We start from the raw sequence: 18,201 nt of genomic DNA, 5'->3' as shown, positions 1-18,201 counted from the left end.
AAGGAGTGATCGATGAACCAGCCACTCACCCGACATGAGCGGGGTGAGGCCATGTTCAAGCACGTCTTCGGCCGCGAACCCCGCCCCGGCTCCTACCCCGACTTCCTGCAGCTCACCATCGACCACTTGTTCGGTGAGATCTGGACCCGCCCGCACCTGAGTGTCGAGGAACGCGAATTGATCGCGCTGACCGCGGTCGCACTGGCCCGGACCGACTGGGAACTGCGCGGCCACATCGGTGCCGCCCTCCACCTCGGGATGCCACGGGAGAAGATCGTCGAAATCATCATCCAGCTCGCCTACTACGGGGGTTGGCCGGTTGCCAACAACGGGCTGCGCATCGCCCAGGAGGTATTCGCCGAGCTTGACACCGCCAAGGACACCGACCATGACCAGTGATCCTGCTTCCCTCGACCCCACCGTCAAGGTCGACCTCTGGCGCCAGCGGTTCTTCGAGGCCCAGGCGGCCGCCGAAGAGTTCATTCTCGGCATGCACGGTGATGAAGGCGTGTCCGCGTGGATCCAGGCGAACTCGCGCATCACCGCGGACCTACTGCGGTCGCAGCGCCCCGCCGGGGAGTCGGCCACCGCCCATTTCATGGCCCGGCTGCAGCGCCAACTGCTGCTTTACGACTCGGCGGTGACCAGCGAGCCCCAGCCCGCCGGCACCGTCCTGCGCAACACCGAATGTGGGATCCTGCGGTACCGCAAACTGGCCGCCGGTGCCGGCGTCAAACTGACCTTCGCATCACCATGCCAGTACTGTCAGGAACTCAACACCGCCATCGCCGCCCGCTACGTCGAAGCGGACGTCACGGTGTCGTGCGAACAGGCAGGCGACGGGTGCACCTGGCGCGCGGAATCCCAGCAGGCCGCAGGGGACGGCGCGGCCGGGTCACCTGACCGTGGCGGTACGTAGCTCGTACCGGCGGCGACGCCGTCGGTCGTCGGCTGGTCGTCGCACGTGGAATTTCGGTTCTTGCTCTGGGATGGAGTCCCCGATGAAGGCATCAGTGGTTGTACCGACATTCAACTCGTCCGTGCTGCTGGACAGATGCCTCCGCACGTTCCGTTCACAGCGGCTGGCTGCCGACGATTCCCTCGAAGTGCTCATCGTGGATGACGGATCGACCGACCCGACAGCAGAGACGGTGCAGCGTCACGTGACGGCGGACTCCCGGTTCCGCTACCTGTACCTACCTCGTTCGGCGGCCTCGTCCAGAAGTGCCGCAAGAAATCGCGGTGCGGAAGAGTCGACCGGCGACATCCTGATCTTCGTCGATGGCGACCAACTGGTTCCGCCCACCTTCGTCGATCGGCACCTTCGCCACTACCGCGTAGCCGGCGGGAAGAAGGCCGTCATCGGCTTCAGGAAATATCTGCGGTCACCGGAGGCGTTCGATGAGCGCTTCGTGGAGGGCGGCGCCGAGGAGTTCCTCGGTGGCGTGCTGAAAAGCGACATCCGGCTGGACCTGTTGAGTCGCCTGAGCGATATCGGTGGTGGCCTGAAGACATCATGGCATCTCTTCTTCACCTGCAACGTGTCTGTACCAAGCGTCGACTACAAGCGCGTCGGTGGGTTCAACGAAGAATTTCGGGGATGGGGCCTGGAGGATTCCGAGTTGGGTTACAGGCTGGAGCGCTCCGGCACGCAGTTAGTCTTCGACGACGAAAGCTTCGCCTACCATCAAGGGCCGCCGCTGAGCCCCGACACGCGTGTCTATGAGGGCTGGCTGAAGAACTTGAGCCTGTTCATCGCGCTGCACAAGGAATCTCCTGAGGTGATCCTCCAGGCCATGCTCGCGCCAATCTTCAACCCTGCGGTAGGCGCCAACTGGACCGATCTCTACGAGCGGTTCGAAATGTGTGTCAGGTCGACCCCCGCGGCCTTTCCCGGGTCACGTGTCGAGGTCGAGGAGGGCGATGTTCCGGTCGCTGTCGCATAGGCGGAGTTGAAGGACGGGTCCGAGACATCCACTGGAGGCGCTGGGTGGTGACGATGCACGAGAGGTCCGTGTGGGCGGAACTTGTCGACGGCCACAGATCGCGCCGCGACGGGCGAATGAGAATCCTGCACCTGGTGCCCAACGCTGGCTGGCCGCTGGTCTCGTCGGCCGTGCTGGTCCAGATCGCCGCAGGGATCCTGCCGGTCGCGTTCATCCTCGCCACCTCAGCCGTGGTCGCCCGAGTGCCGGACGCGGTGGCCGGCGGGCTCGGATCGGCGGCCTGGAGCGATCTTCGGACCAACTTGATCCTCGCGGCGGCCGCGTTCTTCGGAGTGCAGCTGCTGCTGCCGGTACAGGAACTGCTCGGCAACCTGATCCGCCGTCGCCTCGACGACCTCGTCCGTGACCGGTTGATGGCGGCCACCCAAGCGAGCGGCGGCGTGGCCGTCATGGAGGATCCGGAACTGCTCGATCACGTCGCCGACGCCAAGGACCGGCTGCGGACCGAAATGTGGTCGCCGGGTGCCGCGGGTGCCGGTCAGATCGCGCTGATCTCGCGGTACCTGCAGACCGTGCTCGCCGCCGGGGTCACGTCGGTCGCCTTCGTGTGGTGGGCCGGGCCGGCTCTGCTCGTCGCGGCCCTGACGATCCGTTTCGGCTACCGGCTCGGCCTGTCGGTGTTCACCGAGGTTTTTCGGAGCACCGCCCGGCTGCGGCGCCGCAGCGAATATCTCCGCACCATGCTGCTCCAGCCCGCGGCGGCGAAGGAGTTGCGGGTCTTTGGGCTTCTACCCTGGTTGAAGCAGGAGTACACGACCGCCGCCATGGACGCCGCGCTCCCGGTCTGGCGAGCCCGGCGCCGGCTGTTCTACGGCCCCTACATTCTCTACGTTCTTGTCGCCTTCGCGCTGCTGGGCGTGCTGCTGACGGGAGCGGCTCAGGCAACGGCGGCCGGACTGCTCGGCCTGGGCGGGTTGATACTCGTGTTCCAGGCGTCCCTGGCAGCCATGCGGATCGGCGGGTTCATCGCCGAGTCCGATGTGGCGACCGAGCAGGGCCTCAATGCCTACCGGTCGGTGGAGCGGATCGAGAGGATGAGCGAAGCCGCCGCCCGAACCACCGAGAGCGGCAGGGGCGATCCGGCTGGACTGCCCAGGACGGTGCTGCGATTCGACAAGGTGTCCTTCGCCTACCCGGGCGGGCCACCGGTGCTGAACGACCTCGACCTCACCATCGAGGCGGGCCGGTCGCTGGCGATCGTCGGCCTCAACGGCGCAGGCAAGACCACCCTCGTGAAGCTGTTGGCCCGGCTCTACGAGCCGACGACGGGGGCGATCACCGCTGACGGCGTCGACATCCGGACCTTCCCGGCGACGGCCTGGCAGCGCCGGGTCGCGGCGATCTTCCAGGACTTCACCCACTTCGAGTTGCCGGTGCGCGACAACGTCGCCTTCGGGGCGATCGAGACGCTCGCAGAGCCCGAGCGTGCCGACAAGGTGCTCCGGGCTGCCCTGGAAAAGGCCGGCGCGGCGGATTTCGTCGACCGTCTCCCCCGTGGCCTGGAGACTCCACTGTCGCGGCGATACGCCGGCGGCGCCGAACTGTCCGGCGGGCAGTGGCAGCGCATCGCGATCGCCCGTGCTCTCCTCGCAGTCGAGGGTGGCGCCGGCATTCTCGTCCTCGACGAGCCGACCGCCAACCTGGACGTGCGGTCGGAGGTGGCGTTCTTCGAGCGGTTCCTCGACCTGACCCGGGGAGTCACCAGCTTGGTCATCTCGCACCGATTCTCCACGGTGCGCCGTGCCGACCGGATCGTCGTGCTGGAACACGGTCGCGTCGTCGAGGAGGGTACCCACGAGGAGCTACTCACCCTCGACGGTCGCTACGCGGAGCTGTTTCGGCTGCAGGCTGCGCGGTTCACCGAGGAAGAGGGGGAGGGCTGTGAATAGATTGCTGCGCAGTGTCGGCACGACGCTGGCCTCGGCGTGGCGGCTCAGCCCGGGGAGGCTGATCATCGCCGCCCTGTTGATGATGCTCGGTGCCGTGAGTGGGCCCCTGCTGGCGCTTTTTCTGGGTGTGGCGGTCGACGCGGCCCTCGACGGGCGGACCGACATCGCGGTCTGGACGGCGGCGGCCGCCGCCGTGAGTGTCCTGCTCAGCTTGACGATGGAGCATTTCGCCCACATCTTTTTCTTCGAACTCGGTGATCTGCACAAGCAGGACACCGAACGGCAGCTCGGCGACCTGGCGCACGGGTCGGTCGGGCTGGCGCTGCACGAACGGCGCGACGCCGCAGATCGCTTCGAGCTGCTCCGACAGCAGTCGTGGACGCTGAGTCAGAGCGTGCAGACCGTCCTGACGATCGGGGTGCTACTCACCCAGATCACCCTGACCGCCGTGCTCCTCGCCCGCATCGAGCCGTGGCTGCTCCTGCTGCCGATCTTCGGTGTCCCCCCGCTGATCGCCGGGCGGCTGGCCGAGAAGCGGCTGGAACGTGCCGAACTCGTGACCGCCGAGTCGGCCCGCCTGAGCTGGCACCTGTTCGAGCTGGCCCTCAGTTCGACAGCCGCCAAGGAGATTCGGCTCTTCGGGCTCGGCGGAGAGCTCCGCCGACGCCATGGGGTGGTCCGTCGCGAGGTGGACAGCCGACTGCGCCGGGCTGAATGGGTCGGCGCGGCGCTGCGGTTCGCCGGTCAGCTGATCTTCGCGCTCGGGTACATCGGCTCCATCGTGCTGGTCGTTCGCGCCGCTATCAGCGGCGAACGTACCGTCGGCGACGTTGTCCTCGCCATCACCCTGGCCGTGCAGACCAACGCGCAAGCTGCCGGCGCCGTCGCGCTCGCCCAGGCGCTGCAACGCAACGCCCGGGCCTTCGGGTGGTTGAGCTGGATCCGCGATGCGACGCCGCCGGAACCCGGGCCGCCGGCCGACCAGACACCGCCCGCCGTCCTCACCGACGGCATCGAGCTGCGGGACGTCGCGTTCCGCTACCCGGGCACCGATGTCGACGTGCTGCAGGGCCTCAGCCTGCGCATCCCTTCCGGCACGATCGTCGCCATCGTCGGCGACAACGGTTCCGGCAAGTCCACCCTGGTCAAGTTGCTCTGCCAGTTCTACCGGCCGACCGCAGGCGAGATCACCATCGATGGCGCCGACCTGCGGCGGCTCGACCCGCTGGGATGGCGCCAGCGGATCTCCGCCAGCTTCCAGGACTACCTCCGGCTGGAGCTGCGGGCCCGGAGCAGTATCGGCCTCGGTGACCTGCCTCGACTCGACGAGCCGGGCGCGGTCGAGCGGGCGACCCGGCGAGCAGACGCGGAGGAGGTGATCGACCGGCTGCCGGTCGGCCTGGAGACCTACCTTGGCACGTCCTACGAAAACGGCTTCGAACTGTCGGGCGGGCAGTGGCAGCGCATCGCGTTGAGCCGGTCGATGATGCGCGACGATCCGCTGCTGCTGTTGCTCGACGAACCCGCCGCCGCCCTGGACCCGCTGACCGAGCACGCCTTGTTCGACCGGTACGCCGACGCGGCGCGTGACGTGGGGATCCGTACCGGCGGAGTCGCCGTCTTCGTGTCACACCGGTTCTCGACCGTCCGGATGGCTGACGTGATCCTGGTCGTGTCGGACGGGCGGATCGTAGAGTCCGGCAGCCACGACGAACTGCTGGCGCTCAACGGGATGTACGCCGAATTCTTCAGCCTGCAGGCGGCCGCATATCGCTGACCGTCAAGGCACGAACATCGAGCGAGACTCTTGATCCTTCGAGTCCGTGGCGCACGGATCTGGTGAACAGTCGGGCCGAATGGGGTGGGCCCGGCCGGGCCCACCCCATGTCACGTCCGGCGGGCTGGCAACCGGCCCGCCGCTTCGACTACTCGGACTTGCCGAACGCGTCGACGCCGGTCAACTCGGCCGAGAGCGCCCAGAGCCGCTCGGCCGCCTCGCGGTCGGCGGGGCCGTCGAAGGTCTTGGCCACCGCGCACGCCTGACAGTAGCCGCCGCCCGCCTCCGTCAGTCGCGGTGACGTCGCGGCCCAGACCTGGGTCGCGGCGCCCTGCTCGGGTGCCCGGAACTCGGGCAGCAGGGCGGTGCCGTTCTCGTCGATCCAGCCGGCGCCGACCATCTCCTCCTTGGAGAGGTGCCGCTGCAACGGGGTGAGGATGTAGCCGGGGTTCACCGAGAAGGCCCGTACCCCGGCTGCCCGGCCCAGCCGGTCGAGTTCGGCGGCGAACAGGATGTTGGCCGACTTCGACTGGCTGTACGCGGCCCACTTGTCGTAGCCGTTCTCGAAGTGCACGTCGTCCCAGTTGATCCGCGGCGTCTCCCCGGCGCCCGAGGCGGTGACGACGACGCGCGCGCCGCCGTCCGCGGTGAGCGCCGGCCAGAGCCGGTTGACCAAGGCGAAGTGCCCGAGGTGGTTGGTCGCGAACTGGGCCTCCCAGCCCTCACCCACCCGGGTCAGCGGGGTGGCCATGATGCCCGCGTTGTTGATCAGGATGTCGATGGGGCGACCCGATTCGAGGACGCGGTCGGCGAAGTTCCGGACGCTGTCGAGGTCGGCGAGGTCGAGTTCGTCGACCTCCACGCCGGCGATCCCCGCGACCGCCTCCCGCGCGACGTCCGTACGGCGGGCCGGAACGAGGACCCGGGCGCCGGCGGCGGCGAGGGCCCGGGTGGTCGCCAGGCCCAGGCCGGAGTATCCGCCGGTGACGATGGCGAACTTACCGGAGAGGTCGATGCCGGCGAGCACCTCCGTCGCCGTGCTGTCGATCCCGAAACCCTGGTCGTCAGGCTGATCAGAACGAGTCATGTTCAACTTTCCGGTCGGGCACCGCTACTGCTGGCGCGCGGGTCAGGCGGGGTTCTCGACGCGGTAGAGCCGCCGCGTCATTCGGGGGAACAGCAGTCCCTGCAGAATGCCGATGCTGGCCGCCACCGCCGAGGTGAGCGTCACCATTAGGTGAAGCACCGTGAATTGTAGTCCAAAAAGGATTCCGTGGTGACGATAGGCGTAGCCGTAGGTGCGCTTGTCGAGCCCGATGCTGATCCCGGTCAGCACCGCGGCGGCGAGGAGCGCCCACGGGCCGAGGACCGTCGCCGAGGCCAGCGCGATCACCGCCGCGAGCAGGAAGGCGCTGCCCAGAGCCCGATATCCGGTGCCGGCGCCACCCGGAAGCTTGTTCAGCCGCAGCCAGTTCGGCGCGCCGAGCCGGGTACGGTTGAACACCTTGGTCAGCATCACCCGCAGCGTGCCGTCGTGGTCGTGCCGTCCCCGGATGGTAGGTACGGCTTTGACCTCGTACCGGGCGTTGAGCCGGAAGCCGTAGTCCTGCTCCTCGGTCCAGCGGAGCCGGTCGTTGAACTCGCCGATCTCCAGGAACGTCTCCTTCTTCATCGCGAAGAGCGCCGAGTGCAGACCCGGGATGGCGCCCTCGACCTCGCAGAACCAGACGTACTGCTGGATGGCGCGGTAGCGCTTGACCAGGCTGTCGGGGAACATCGGCTCGGCCCGGTACATGCCGCAGATTGCGCCGAGTTGCGGCTCCTCCCGCAGGTGGTCGACTGCCCGCTCGACCGCGTCGGGGTCGAGCGCGACGTCGGAGTCCACAAAGAACAACACCTCACCCTTGGCGTGCCGGGCACCCAGGTTCCGCGCGGTGGAGACGCCGCTGTTGACCGGCACCTGCAGCACCGTGACGTCGAGCGCCCTGGCGATCGCCACTGAGTCGTCCGTGCTCGCGTCGTCGGCCACGATCACCTCGACGGCCGGGTACGTCTGGTTCTTCGCCGCTCTGATGCACTCGCCGATGGTGCTGGCGTAGTTGTAGTTCGGGATGATCACGGAGACGAGTGGCTGCTCATTCATCGGGCTCCAACCTTTCTTTTGTCTCATCGGTGTTACCGTGCCGCGGTGCGTCCGCGAAGGGTGGTGAAGAGAACCTCGTACGCGTCCAGCGACGCCGCCACGGAGAAACGCGCCCGTGCCGCCCGGGCCTTCTGCTCCTTCCAATGCCGCGGCACTGCCGCCAGTTCGGAGATGGCCCGCTCCAGCGCCTGTGGATCCCGGGGCGGAACCACCCGACCGAAGCCGGTCGCGGCGACGGGGTACCGGTTACCGGGGAGATCGGTCGTCACCGACGGGATGCCGCTCATCATCGCCTCGGCCAGGACGGTGCCGAACGAGCTGGCGACCGCCGGTAGCGCGAACACGTCGACCGAGGCGTAGAAGTCGTTGACCTCCCGGCCGCGCAGCTCGCCGAGGATCCGTACCCGACTGTCCCGGTCGATCTCGGACTGCACCGCCGTGAGATCGCCACCGGCCACCTCGTGGTAGTTGCCCGCGATCAACAGCCGGGCGGCGGGGTCGACGATCCGCTGGAACGCCCGGACCAGGTAGCCGACGCCCTTGTCCGCCACGATCCGGCCCAGGAAGCCGACGTGCAGGCCGCCGGTCTCCCGGTATCGGGGCTCACCGCCCCGCCGGTCCAGGCACGGCGGCGTGATGGGAGTGAAGTTGCGGTCGCGGATGACCGGCCAGAACCGCGAGGCGTGCGCCTGGTCGTGGCTGCTCGCCACCACTGCGGCGGAGCGGCGGATGGCCGCTCGGGAGGCGACGTCCGAGGCCCGCGCGAAGGCCCGGCCCGACCAGCCCGCCGGCAGGTACGGGTCGCAGTGCAGCATGCTCACCACCGGTACGCGGCGGGCCAGCGGCATCAGCAGGGCCGCCTCCGGCATCGGCAGGTTGACGTGCAGCAGCGACGAGCTGCGCGCCAGCTGGCCGGCCAGGATCGGGTAGCGGGGGGCGACGATCGCCCGGCTCACCTTCATCAAAACCGGGGAACGGTAGATGTCCACCCCGCCGACGGTGTCCCGCAGCGGCAGATCGGGGTCGTGCTGGGCGGTGACGACGGCGACCCGCCAACCCCGATTGGCCATTCCTTCGGCGATGCTGCGTGCGGTCTGCGTGAAGCCACTGACGTACGGCTCGTAGTGGGTGGCCGCGAGCGTCAGATCGTATTTCCTGTCCGGCATGGGTACCGCATTCTCTGAGGTATCGCTACGGCCGATTACCTAACCTCTGAGCACGTTAGTGGTTCCCCTGTGGCCATATTCTTGGCGATTTCTTGGGAACCGTTGGCCCGGCATTCGTGTGCTCCGGACCGGTCGCCACCGCCACGGTGGGAACCGCCGCCGCCGGGCGCCGCCGGATGACGGCCGCGGCCACCAGCAAGCCGACTCCCGCGGTGGCGAGTTCACTCAGCGTCACCACCACCCGGCTGACCAGCGCCACCACCCCGGCCACCGGAATCGGCAGGATGACACTGAGCGCGGCGGTCACGACCACCTCCCGAACACCGATGCCGTCGGGGGCGAACACGGCGATCACCCCGGCCACCGCGCCGAGGCCGAACGCGCCGAGGCAGAGCGGCAGCGCGCGCAGCGGCGGTGCCCCCATCGCCACGGCGAGGATCCACAGGTGAGCGCCCCCGATCACCCACGCCAGCAGTTGGGCGACGACCGCCTGCCGGATGCCGGTGCCGCAGATCGCCGTCGTCGGCTCGGGTCGGCGGCGCAGCCGACCGAGCAGGGTCGCGGCCCCACCCACCAGACCGGGGCGGACCAGGACCGCGGCCACCGGTAGGACGGCCAGCAGGAGCCAGCCGGACGACGCGCCGAAAACCTCCGGCCCGGCGGCCAGCCCCACGGTTGCGCCGGTCAGCAGGCTCACCACCAGGGCCAGCAGCCAGGCCGCGCTCATCCGGGCCGCCGGCACGCCGATGGCCCTGCCCATCTCGACGCTGACCAGGAAACCCATCACCTTGCCGGGTACGTACTTGACCAGCTGTCCGAAGTAGAAGATCCGGGCCGCGTCCACGGCGGGAACCCGCTCGCCGACGCCGGCGAGCATGGCCCGCCAGGAGATCATCGTGGCGACCAGACCGGCGGCGTTGGCCAGGACGGCCAGCGCCGTCATCGTCAGGACGAAGCCGGGTCGCTGGCCGCGGAGCGTGCCGGCCACCGTGGACCAGTCCTGACCGCGCAGCGCGAGCACGATGAAGACCACGGTCACCGCCAGTAACAGGCTCATGAGTACCCGGCGGGCCACTGCGGGCCAACGCTTCCGGGGCACGGCGCTCACCGGTACGGTGATTTCCGGGAAGGCCTGCGGTGCGTCCAGTTCTTTTGTTGACACGCGGCACCTTCTCCGATCGTGGAAAGGAATCGAGCTGGTGGCTCACGCTAACCGCGAACCGCTTGCTTCTTCCTTGTCCGACGGATCGCCGGTCATTTCCGTCTCGGGCCCGGCGAAGCGTTCCCGGGCGTACAGCCGCAGCAGTTCCCCCATTCGGTAACTGCCCGGGGTCGAGGTCTCCAACAGCTGCGCGTCAACCAGCCGCTCCAGGATGCGTTCGGTGTGCGCCTCCGAGCGGGCGAGCACCCGAGCGGCGGTCGACCGGCTGAGTTCGGTCATCGGCGAGGTGCCCAGCAACTTGAACGCCTCGGCGATGGCCCGCTCGGAGCGGTCCGGGCTGCCGGAGAGACGATCGTAGGAGCCGGCCATGCTGGCCCGCAGGCCGACACCGTCGAACTCGAGGTTGTCCAGCCGGCGGCGCTCGTCGGCGAGCCGGTCGCGCAGCTCGGCGAGCGGCCAACCGGGACGGGCGACGAGGCGGGCACCGACGATGCGCAGCGCCAGCGGCAGGCACTCGCACCACTCGGCGATGGCGGTCGCGGCCTCCGGCTCCGCCGCGACCCGTTCCGCACCGACCCAGTGGCTCAGCAGCCCGATGGCGTCCGGGACGGTGAGCGGTCCGACGCGTAGTTGGCGCACGTCGCTGAGCCCCGCCAGCGGCTGGCGGCTGGTCACCAGCGTCGCGCATCCGGCGCCGCTGGGCAGCAGCGGGCGCACCTGGGCAGCGTCGACGGCGTTGTCGAGGACCAGTAACAGCCGCCGCCCGGCGACGACCGAGCGGAACAGGGCCGCTGCCTCGTCGACCTGCTCCTGGTCGCAGCTCATGCTGACCCCGAGGGTGCGCAGCAGCCGGGCGAGTGCGTCGACCGGCGTCAGCGGCTCGGCGTCCACGCTGGTGCCGCGTAGGGCGATGTACAACTGGCCATCCGGGTAGCGGCTGGTGAGCTTGTGCGCGGCGTGGATGGCCAGGGTGGACTTTCCCACCCCGGCCGTCCCGTAGATCGACACGACCGGGGCTGAGTCCGTTGTGCTGGCCGGCCTCAGCCAGTTCATGAGCGGCGCGAGATCGTCGTGCCGGCCGGAGAATCGGGCGATGTCGGCGGGTAGCTGCCGCGGCACGTGCCGGATCGGGGTGGTGACCGGGCCGACGTTGCCCGGGTACGGCTCGTCGAGTTCGCCGCGGAGTATGGCGACGTGCAGGTTGCGCAACTCGGGGCCGGGCTCGGCGCCGAACTGCTCGACGACCTGCGCGCGGGTGTCGACGTAGTACTGCAGCGCCTCCGGGGTACGCCCCATCGCGCAGAGCGCCCGCATCTGCAGCGACACGAGCGGTTCGGCGAGCGGGTAGGAGCCGAGGATCCGGGCCAGCCGCTCGGCCACCGCCTCGGGGCTGCCGAGACGTAGCTCCTCGGCGCCCCAGGCGCCGGCCAGGCTGATCAACTGCGATGCCACGCTGCGCCTCACCCGGTTGGCCCAGTCACTGGAGAGGGTGGCGAGTGGGTCTCCCCGCCACAGGTCCATCGCCTCGCGCAGGGCGGCGATCCGCTTCTCGTCACTGATCCGCGTCGCCGCGCGGCCGGTGTCGATGAGACGGTTCAGCCGGTGCAGGTCCACCTGCTGGTGCTCGACGTCGAGCACGTAGCCGTCCCCGTGGCGACCCAGGCCGATGGTTCTGCCGGAGCCGTCGTCGGCCTGTGCCAGGGCCCGACGCAGCCGGGCGACATGGGCGTAGAGGGCGCTGCGGGGCGCCTCCGGAGCCGCCGGCCCCCACACCCGTTCCGTCAGGGTGTCGATCGACACCGGCGTGCCGGCGTCCACGGCCAGGGCCGCCAGGACTGCGCGACGCTGACGCGGCCCCACATCCAGCGGGCCATCCGCCGATTCCACCTCGATGGGCCCCAGTAGTCGGATCCTCACATGCTCTCCCCGCCATCACGGCTGACACCGGCCGGTGTGCTAATGGACGCCGACCGGCGTCCGGTACCTCTGTCGGAAGCGTGCGTCGAGCAGGTAGCGCAGGCCACCACTCAACGCCCCCGCGGAAATCGCGAGACTGTACAGAAAACTGAGTAGCGCGCTCGGCGGGACCATCCGCCAGCCCGCGGTGCGTCGGACGTAGTTCAACAGGGGGAGGTCGACGCCGATGAACCACGTCAGGAAGGCGAGCGGAACGGCCGCCAGGTAGGGGGAGACCAGCACCAGGGGGAGGCTGGTGGTGGCCAGGAAGGCGGCCGCGACCTCGGCGGGCCGGTGCGTGGCCTCTCGCTCGGGCTTCAGGTCGCGTTGCTTGAGGACCAGGGGAACCAGTGAGCCGGCCCGCCGATAGAGCTTCCGCAGGATCGAGGACAGCTGGTCGTCGTCGTCGTGGTAGCCGACCACGGACAGGGTGCGGGTGACCGGGTAGTGCTCCGCGATCCGGAGGCTGAACTCGTGGTCCTCGTTGGCGTACTGGCCGAGCAGCCGCTCGTCGAACGCCCCGATGTCGTCGATGACCCGGCGGGGCACGGCGCCGCTGGCGAAGTGGCCGGTCCGGGCCGGCCCGAGCTTGCGGGTGGCGCGGTAGTGGCCGTAGAGCACCTGCACCCACTCCACCACGCCGTCGTCGACGAGGGGACGGTCGCCGTAGACGCCCCAGACGGCTCCGTAGGAGGGGTTCTCCTCGAAGATCTTGACGGCGTTGGCGACCGCGTCGGGGGCGAGGGCCACATCGGAGTCGAGGAAGAAGAGGATGTCGCCGCTGCTTGCGGCAATGCCGCGGTTGCGCGCGGGGCCGGCACCGACATTGTCGGTCAGTTCGATGAGCCGGCAACCGAGCTTTCTGACGATCTCCGGTGTGTCGTCGGTGCTGGCATCGTCGACGACGATGACCTCGATCGACGGGTGGGTCTGGTGCAATGCCGAGAGCACGCTCAGGGCGATGGTCTTCCGGCTGTTGTGACAGGGGATTACCACTGACACCAGTGGCGCGTGGGCGGGCTTCATTGATGCTCCTCGGGCAGGGAATTCGGCTGCGCTGGGAGGTGGACGACGCACCTACTCGTCGGTTTCTCGTCATCGAGAAGACCCGTCGACCACCTTAGTGCCTGATCGACATCGGTAGACAACTGTCGATCGGTTTCATGCTGGTTAAATGCTCGGGATGCCCCGCCACCGCGTGTTCTGCGCCAATGTGACGCTCATCTCGTCAGGGTGCGGAGATGACGAACTGCTGGGCCTTGTGGTCGGACAAGCCATTGGGGAGGGTCAGATCGTAACTGTGTACCTTGATGTCCGGAGTGGTGAAGAGCCAATCGATACGCCACATTCGCGGCTTGTCACCCACCGGCCAGGTGACCGGGTAGAGCGAGGAGAGCGCCCTGCTCTGGTCGACCAGCCGGTCGGAGACCATGTCGAGGAGATTCATCGACGGTGACGTGTTCAGGTCACCGGCCATCACCGCCCGGTTCGGATTCTTTTCCAGGTCGGCGGCGATGGCCTGGTAGCTGGCCTGCCGAATCTCGAAGTTGAACCGGTCGATCTCGAACATGTTGCGGTCATCGTCGCTGCGCAGCAGCAGGATCCGGACCGGCGGCTGGAAGATGTGCGAGTTGTAGAACGACACGACCTGGCCGTTGACCCGGATGTCGGTACGCAGCGCCTGTGACGTGTAGAAGAGTGGTCGGTCGACGAGGGCCGGCGGCACCGGCTTCAGGTCGTCCGGCAGGTACGGCTGCGAGTCGAGCCACGCATGCCCGACCACCGGCAGCCGGGTGAGCGTGACGTTGCGCCCCTCGCGGACGATCGTGTAGCCGGGGAACGCGGCCTTCAACTGCGCCGTCTGGTCGATCTCGTACGCCTGCGCGAAGATGTCGACCAGCGAGTCGTCGACGTTGGCGTACTCGTGCAGCATGTAGACGTCGGCGTCCATCTCCCGCAGGAAGTCGTAGAACTGCGCCGTGGTGGTGCGCTGCTCCCCGCCGTTGCGCCGGTCCTGGTCCCAGTACTCGGTGTTCCAGGTCACCACCTTGACGGCGTCGGCGGGCGCCGGTGGCGGGGTGTGGAACACCGTCGCGAAGTTGATCCCGCTGTAGCCGACGCCGAGCACGAGGGCGAGCAGCGCCGCCCCGACCAGCCGCCTGCGCATCGGTCGCGCCAGCCAGGCGACGGGTAGCAGCACCACCGGGACCGCCGCCCAGACGATCGGCGGGAGCAGGTCCACCGGTCCCCACACGTAGGTCCGGGCGCTGAGCAGATGGTGCAGCACGACGACGGCCAGCCAGCCCACGCAGGCCACGGCCGCGAGGCGTACCCCCCAGCGGGCCCGCCGGGACCGGCCGGAAGGCCCCGGCGACAGCTCCGGATCCTTTTCGTCCATTATTGCGGTCGTTCTTGCTGCCGCTTCCGTCATCGCAACTCCTTTACGTGGCTCCGGTTCCCGCCGAGGTCGGTACCGGCCGGGAAAAAGGTATCGATCGGCACCTTGCTCGAAGCTTGTTCCGGACACCAAGGAGGGGGCAATCGTCACTCACTAGCGTCACGAGTGCTAATACCGGATTCACCACCGAGGACGGAGCCGCCGGATGGAGCACGCGCAGCCTATCGACGCTCGCACGGAGCCGACGTCGGCGCGGCGGGGCTGGTCGGTCGGGTATGCGACTTGCCGGGCATTTGGCGGACCGGCCCGATTGGTCGGTAACGGTGACCGATGGATGGTCGGCCGGTAAATATCCAATGACGGTGAATGCCGGAAACGTCGCCGCTGTGCAGTCGTGACACTGCCGTCGAGAGCGCGGCATTTCTTCGAAACGGGAGGTGGAAGTGCACGTTGTGGTGACCGGAGCCGCAGGCATGTTGGGCACCGCGCTGTTGGCGCGCCCCTGGCCGGGAGTGACGTGGACCGGAGTGGACATCCGTCCACTCGCGCCCCGGGTGCGAGGGCGGGCGAGCTTCGTCCGGGCTGACGTCCGGGACGTCGACGCGATGACCCGGGCCTTCCGCCGCGCGGACGTGGTCATCCACTCCGCCGCCGCGTTGCCCAGCCATCGGGCGGCGGAGATCCGATCGGTGGACGTGGAGGGCACCGGGGCGGCGTTGGCCGCGGCGCGGCGGGCCGGTGTGGACCGGTTCGTGCACATCTCGTCCACCGCCGTCTACGGGCTGCCCCGGGACTGCCCCACCCCGGAGGACTACCCGTGTGAACCGGTGGACCCCTACTCGGCGGCGAAGCTCGGCGCCGAGACCGCCGTGCTCCGGCAGCGCGATCAGGGCCTCTGCGCCCCGATCGTGCGGCCCAAGACCTTCCTCGGCGAGGAGCGTCTTGGTCTCTTCGCCATGCTCTTCGAGTGGGCGGACGAGGGCCGGCACTTCCCGCTGATCGGCGGCGGCGACGTCGCCACCCAGATGCTCGACGTCGAGGACCTCTGCGCGGCGATCCAGCTGATCTGCGAGGCGCCCGACGACAAGGCCAACGACACGTTCAACATCGGCGCGCGCGAGTTCCGCACCCTACGGGAGGACTTCCAGGCCGTCCTGGACGCCGCCGGCCACGGCCGGCGGGTCCTGGCCATGCCGGTGGGGCCCGCCGTCACCGTGCTGCGCGTGCTCGCCGCGACGCGCCTCTCCCCGGTCTACAAGCGACTCGTGCACAAGCTCACCCGGGACTCGTACGTCTCGATCGACCGAGCGACGCAGCGGCTCGGTTTCAACCCGCGGTTCAGCAACGAACAGGCGCTGTTGAAGACGTACCAGTGGTGGCGGGCGAACGCCGCCGAAACGCGGCGCAGCGCCGGACGTACGCACCGCGACCCCTGGAAGCAGGGCGCCCTGAGCCTGGCGAAGGCGCTGTTCTGACACTCCACGGAGCAAGGAGAGGTCCGCCATGAATCACGCCCTGGAAGTCCCGACCCCCACCTCGTCGGACCTGCCCGTGGTCTCTGTCGACCCGGCCGTCGCCGTGCAGGCGCTGAAACCGCTGGCCCGCGTCACCGGACTGTTCGTCCTACTGCGACCCCGCCAGTGGGTCAAGGGCGGCCTGGTGCTGGCGGCGCCGCTCGTCGCGGCCCCCGGCGCCACGGTGACGCATATCGTGCCGCTGCTCGGCACGCTGCTGAGCTTCCTGGCCGCCGCCTCGGCCGTGTACGTCTTCAACGACCTCAGGGACCGGGAGCGCGACCGCCTGCACCCGGTCAAACGAAACCGTCCACTGGCCAGCGGGCGGGTGAGTACGACCGCCGCTGTCGTACTCCTCGTCGGCCTGCTCACCGGCACCGCCGCCCTGGCCGCCCTGCTACCTGCCCTGACCGGCGTGGTCGTCGCCGGCTACCTCGCCCTCAACCTCTGGTACTGCCTGGCACTCAAGCACCAGCCCCTGGTCGACGTGTCGGTCGTCTCCATCGGATTCGTCCTGCGGGTGCTCGCCGGCACCATCGCCGTCGGCGCGGCCGTCCATCCGGCGCTGCTGATCGGGGTCTACTGCGCGTGCCTCGCGCTCTCCCTCGGCAAGCGACGCCACGAACTGGCCGCCCTGTCGGCCGCCGGCGGTGAGGCCGGCGAGCACCGGCCGGCGCTGCGCGCGTACTCGGTGCACTTCCTGGACCAGATGGTGGTGGTCAACCTGGTGGCGGCGCTGATCGGCTACGTCGCCTTCGTCTGGACCCAGACCCCGCCGTACGGGCCGGTCACCGCCGGGTTGACCTTCCCGTTCGCCGCGTTCGCGGTACACCGCTACCTGCAGATGATCGCCATGGGCGGCTCCCGCGGCGATCCGGTCGAGGACCTCGTCCGGGACCGCGCGCTGCTGGTCAATCTCGGCCTCTGGGCCGCGGTGCTGGCGCAGGCGATGCTGGCCGGCACCTGGCACGTCTGGTAACCGATCGACACCCCTTGGAGAAGAGCGTGAGCAGCAAAGACTCCCACGAGTACGACCTCTGCGTCGCGGTCAACTACTACTCGCCCTACGTCAGCGGGCTGACCGAGGTGGCCCGGGTGCTCGCCGAGGGCCTTGCCGGGCGGGGCTGGCGGGTGGCGGTGGTCGCCGTCCGGCACGACCCGACGCTTCCGCTGCGGGAGAGCCGCAACGGCGTCGACGTCTACCGCAGCCCGGTGGTCGCCTCGATCGGCCGTGGCCCGGTCAGCCCCGGCTTTCCGGCCCTGGTGCGCCGGGTCGCCCGACGTTCGCGGGTGGTCAACCTGCATCTGCCCATGCTGGAGGGAGCGTTGATCACTGCCCTGCCGCTGCGGGTGCCGGTGGTGACCACCTACCACATCGACCTCTGGCTGCCGCCCACCCTGGTGACCCGGGCGGCGATGGCCGCGGTGCGGGTGTCGTCGCGGGTCACGCTGCGCCGCTCGGACGCCGTCGTCGTCAACAGCGACGACCAGGCGCGGTACTCGGAGCTCTGGTCGATCCTGCGGTCCAGCCAGCGGTCCGCGATTCCGGCACCCTGCCTCGACCGGCGCGGTGGGGAGGCGGCGTTCCGGGAGACCGGCGGCCCGCACATCGGCTTCCTCGGCCGGATCGTGCCGGACAAGGGCCTGGACTACCTGGTGGCCGCATTCGCCGAGATCCCGGATCCCGAGGCGCGGCTGCTGCTCGGCGGCGACTATCTGACCGTCGCGGGCGGAAGCGTGATCGACCGGATCCGGGCGGCCGCCGAACGGGATCCCCGGATCCGGATTCTCGGGCTGCTCCGTGGCCGGCAGATCAACGACTTCTACGCCTCCATCGACGCCTTCGCCCTGCCCTCCGTCGCCGAGTCCTTCGGCATCGCACAGGCCGAGGCGATGATGTGCGGCATCCCGTCGGTCACCACCGATCTGCCCGGCGGCCGGTATCCGGTCCTGGCGACCGGGATGGGAAGGGTCGTCCAACCGCGGGACCCGGCCGGGCTACGGGTGGCGCTGCTGGACGTGCTCAGCTGGGACGCCGACACCCGACGCGAGGGGGCCAAGCGGGCCCTGGAGGAGTTCGGTGTGGAGGGATGCCTGGACCGGTACGCGGCGCTGTTCCGGGTCCATGGGGCGCGGTCCGGCGCATTGATGTGAGTGGCGTTCCGATCAGTAGAATGGCAGCCACGTTCC

At 69.1% G+C, this 18,201-nt stretch carries 15 protein-coding genes; 8 read left to right on the top strand and 7 right to left on the bottom strand.

Annotation, left to right across the window (positions count from 1 at the left end; translation table 11 throughout):
* Positions 1–12 precede the first annotated feature (12 nt).
* From O7605_RS13665 to O7605_RS13645, 5 genes are all read left to right on the top strand, one after another.
* Positions 13–399, top strand: coding sequence for a carboxymuconolactone decarboxylase family protein (locus tag O7605_RS13665; RefSeq protein ID WP_269739533.1), 387 nt, complete (start codon positions 13–15; stop codon positions 397–399).
* A complete protein-coding gene (locus tag O7605_RS13660) occupies positions 389–919 on the top strand; it encodes a hypothetical protein (RefSeq protein ID WP_269739532.1) in 531 nt (176 codons plus the stop codon). The genes O7605_RS13665 and O7605_RS13660 overlap by 11 nt, the downstream gene beginning before the upstream one ends.
* A gap of 82 nt (positions 920–1,001) precedes the next feature.
* The gene (locus O7605_RS13655) at positions 1,002–1,946 is read left to right on the top strand and encodes a glycosyltransferase (protein WP_269739531.1); all 945 of its coding nucleotides are present in this window, start codon (positions 1,002–1,004) and stop codon (positions 1,944–1,946) included.
* Between the two features lie 134 nt (positions 1,947–2,080).
* A complete protein-coding gene (locus tag O7605_RS13650; protein ID WP_269739530.1) occupies positions 2,081–3,895 on the top strand; it encodes an ABC transporter ATP-binding protein in 1,815 nt (604 codons plus the stop codon).
* Positions 3,888–5,672, top strand: coding sequence for an ABC transporter ATP-binding protein (locus O7605_RS13645; RefSeq protein ID WP_269739529.1), 1,785 nt, complete (start codon positions 3,888–3,890; stop codon positions 5,670–5,672). Before O7605_RS13650 ends, O7605_RS13645 begins: the two co-directional genes overlap by 8 nt.
* Positions 5,673–5,820: 148 nt before the next feature.
* Here O7605_RS13645 and O7605_RS13640 read toward each other — a convergent pair whose 3' ends face one another.
* From O7605_RS13640 to O7605_RS13610, 7 genes are all read right to left on the bottom strand, one after another.
* Positions 5,821–6,759 (bottom strand): oxidoreductase, encoded by a 939-nt coding sequence (locus O7605_RS13640; RefSeq protein ID WP_269739528.1) that lies wholly within the window; start codon positions 6,757–6,759, stop codon positions 5,821–5,823.
* Between the two features lie 42 nt (positions 6,760–6,801).
* The gene (locus tag O7605_RS13635) at positions 6,802–7,815 is read right to left on the bottom strand and encodes a glycosyltransferase family 2 protein (RefSeq protein WP_269739527.1); all 1,014 of its coding nucleotides are present in this window, start codon (positions 7,813–7,815) and stop codon (positions 6,802–6,804) included.
* Positions 7,816–7,847: 32 nt separating this feature from the next.
* A complete protein-coding gene (locus tag O7605_RS13630) occupies positions 7,848–8,981 on the bottom strand; it encodes a glycosyltransferase family 4 protein (RefSeq protein WP_269739526.1) in 1,134 nt (377 codons plus the stop codon).
* 55 nt (positions 8,982–9,036) lie between these two features.
* Complete coding sequence (locus tag O7605_RS13625; RefSeq protein WP_269739525.1) at positions 9,037–10,143, bottom strand: lysylphosphatidylglycerol synthase transmembrane domain-containing protein; 1,107 nt, start codon at positions 10,141–10,143, stop codon at positions 9,037–9,039.
* Positions 10,144–10,185: 42 nt separating this feature from the next.
* Positions 10,186–12,060, bottom strand: coding sequence for an AfsR/SARP family transcriptional regulator (locus O7605_RS13620; RefSeq protein WP_269739524.1), 1,875 nt, complete (start codon positions 12,058–12,060; stop codon positions 10,186–10,188).
* 39 nt (positions 12,061–12,099) lie between these two features.
* Positions 12,100–13,125 (bottom strand): glycosyltransferase family 2 protein, encoded by a 1,026-nt coding sequence (locus O7605_RS13615; RefSeq protein WP_269739523.1) that lies wholly within the window; start codon positions 13,123–13,125, stop codon positions 12,100–12,102.
* A gap of 202 nt (positions 13,126–13,327) precedes the next feature.
* On the bottom strand, positions 13,328–14,497 hold the full coding sequence (locus O7605_RS13610) for an endonuclease/exonuclease/phosphatase family protein (RefSeq protein ID WP_269739522.1): 1,170 nt from the start codon (positions 14,495–14,497) through the stop codon (positions 13,328–13,330).
* Positions 14,498–14,940: 443 nt separating this feature from the next.
* Between O7605_RS13610 and O7605_RS13605 the strand changes: the two genes are divergently transcribed.
* From O7605_RS13605 to O7605_RS13595, 3 genes are read left to right on the top strand one after another with little or no spacing between them, the layout of a single operon-like run.
* Positions 14,941–15,972, top strand: coding sequence for an NAD-dependent epimerase/dehydratase family protein (locus O7605_RS13605; RefSeq protein ID WP_269739521.1), 1,032 nt, complete (start codon positions 14,941–14,943; stop codon positions 15,970–15,972).
* A 28-nt stretch (positions 15,973–16,000) separates the two neighbouring features.
* Positions 16,001–16,990, top strand: a complete 990-nt coding sequence (locus tag O7605_RS13600; protein WP_269739520.1) for a UbiA prenyltransferase family protein — start codon at positions 16,001–16,003, stop codon at positions 16,988–16,990.
* A 26-nt stretch (positions 16,991–17,016) separates the two neighbouring features.
* On the top strand, positions 17,017–18,165 hold the full coding sequence (locus O7605_RS13595) for a glycosyltransferase family 4 protein (protein WP_269739519.1): 1,149 nt from the start codon (positions 17,017–17,019) through the stop codon (positions 18,163–18,165).
* The last annotated feature ends 36 nt before the right edge of the window (positions 18,166–18,201 follow it).

This window comes from Verrucosispora sp. WMMA2121, assembly GCF_027460185.1.
Taxonomy (GTDB): Bacteria; Actinomycetota; Actinomycetes; order Mycobacteriales; family Micromonosporaceae; genus Micromonospora; species Micromonospora palythoicola.
The sequence above is the reverse complement of the archived record's forward strand: the minus strand, read 5'-3'. Positions and strand labels throughout refer to the sequence as shown.